A 1,866-nucleotide genomic window follows, 5' to 3' on the forward strand; every position below is an offset into this window, starting at 1 on the left:
ACCCCCATCTGCACCACCGCCTCCACCGCCAGGTCCCACCCCGGCGGCTTGCCGCTCGCCAGCGTGTGCGTCAGGCCCGTGGTGAGGATGACGGCCATCGGGTCGTTCAACCCCGACTCCAGCTCCAACGTCGTGCCCACCCGCCGCTTCAGGTGCAGCCCGCTGCCGCGCAGCACGGAGAACACCGCCGCCGCGTCCGTGGACGACACGATGGCGCCGAGCAGCAGGGCCTGCGTCCACCCGAAGCCGAAGATGAAGTGCGCCGCCGCGCCCATCAGCGCCGCCGTCGCCACCACGCCCACCGTCGCCAGCACCGCCGCCGGCTTCAGCGCCGCGTGGATGGCGGCCAGGGGCGTGTTGAGCCCGCCGTCGAACAGGATGAGCACCAGCGCCACCGTGCCCAGCCGGAACGCGAAGCCGTAGTTGTCGAAGGCGATGCCGCCCGGGCCGTCCGAGCCCGCCGCCATGCCCACGCCCAGGAACAAGAGCGCCACGGGGATGCCGAAGCGGCCGGACGCCCGGCTGAACAACACGCTGAGCGCCAGCAGCGCGCCGCAGACGGCGAGCAGGAACGCGGTGGGGAGCGGCTCCGTGGTGATGGGCATGACCGGACGAGGACTCTAGCCGTCCTCGCCCCGTCTCAGGCGTCCAGTCGCGCGCGGGACGCGCTGGAGTGCGGCGCGGTGGACACGCCCGTCAGCGGCAGCGTGAAGGAGAAGGTGCTGCCCTCGCCCTTCGTGCTGCGCGCGTGGATGTGGCCGCCGTGCGCCTCCACCAGCCCCTTGGCGATGGCCAGCCCCAACCCCGTGCCCCGGCTGGCCGCGTCGCGCGCCTGCCAGTACCGGTCGAAGATGTGCGGCAGCGCCTCCGGGTCGATGCCCGAGCCCGTGTCGCGCACGTGGATGCACACCTCGCCGTTGAGCACGGACACCCCCGCCTCCAGGTCTCCACCCGGCGGGGTGAACTTCACCGCGTTGCCCAGCAGGTTGCCCAGCACCTGGAGCACCCGCGTGCGGTCGCACTTCGCGCGCACGTCGTCCTCGGTGGAGCGCGTGTGCAGGTGCAGCCCCTTGGCCTCGGCCAGCGGCCGGATGGCGTCCATCGCCTCCGTCACGAGCGCCGTCATGGAATGCTCGCCCAGCTCCAGCGGCAGCCCCCCCGCCTCCAGCCGTCCCCAGTCCAGCAGGTCCGAGATGAGGCGCGACATCCGGTCCGTCGCGTCCTGGATGCGCGTGGCCTGCTTGGCCACCATCTCCCCGCCCGGCCGCGCGCCCGGCCCGCGCAAGAGCAGCGCCGAGCCCAGCTGCACCACGCCCAGCGGGTTCTTCAGGTCGTGCGACACCACCGCGAGCAGGTCCTCCCTCGCCCGGGCCGCGCGCCGTGACTCGCCCACCAGCCGCGCGTTGTCGATGGCCAGGCTCGCGCGAAGGCACAGGTCCTCCGCCAGCGCCAGGTCATCCGGCCCGTACCGCCGGCCCGAGCCCGAGGCCACGAACGTCACCGCGCCCAGCGTGTTCCCGCGCGCGCGCAGCGGGATGATCATGTACGAGCGCGCCTGCAGCGTGCGCAGGAGCGCCGGGTGCGCGGGCTCGGCCGCCGCCGCGCGCAGCAGCGAGTCCGTCACCGCCGGCACCAGCTCCGGCTCCCCGGTGCGCAAGACGCGCAAGAGCCCCACGGGCGCGTCGTCGCGCCGCTCCATGCGCTGGGGCAGCGCCGCCGCGCGCTCCTGCTGCGTCGGGTCCAGGCACGCCACCGCGACGCGCGACACCCAGTTGCCCTGCTCCAGCGCGTCCACCAGACACCAGTCCGCCAGGTCCGGCACCGCCAGGTGCGCCAGCAGCGTGTACATGCCGTGCGGGTCGGGCG

At 74.2% G+C, this 1,866-nt stretch carries 2 protein-coding genes; both read right to left on the reverse strand.

Translation table 11 applies throughout. The features are described 5' to 3' along the window. A partial coding sequence (locus FL311_RS42945) for a cation:proton antiporter (RefSeq protein ID WP_194869634.1) occupies positions 1 to 605 on the reverse strand: 605 nt, incomplete at its 3' end. A gap of 35 nt (positions 606 to 640) precedes the next feature. After that, the coding region (locus tag FL311_RS42950; protein ID WP_141333432.1) for a cell wall metabolism sensor histidine kinase WalK at positions 641 to 1,866 on the reverse strand (1,226 nt) is incomplete at its 5' end.

It is taken from the genome of Myxococcus sp. AB025B (assembly GCF_006518215.1).
Lineage (GTDB): Bacteria > Myxococcota > Myxococcia > Myxococcales > Myxococcaceae > Myxococcus > Myxococcus fulvus.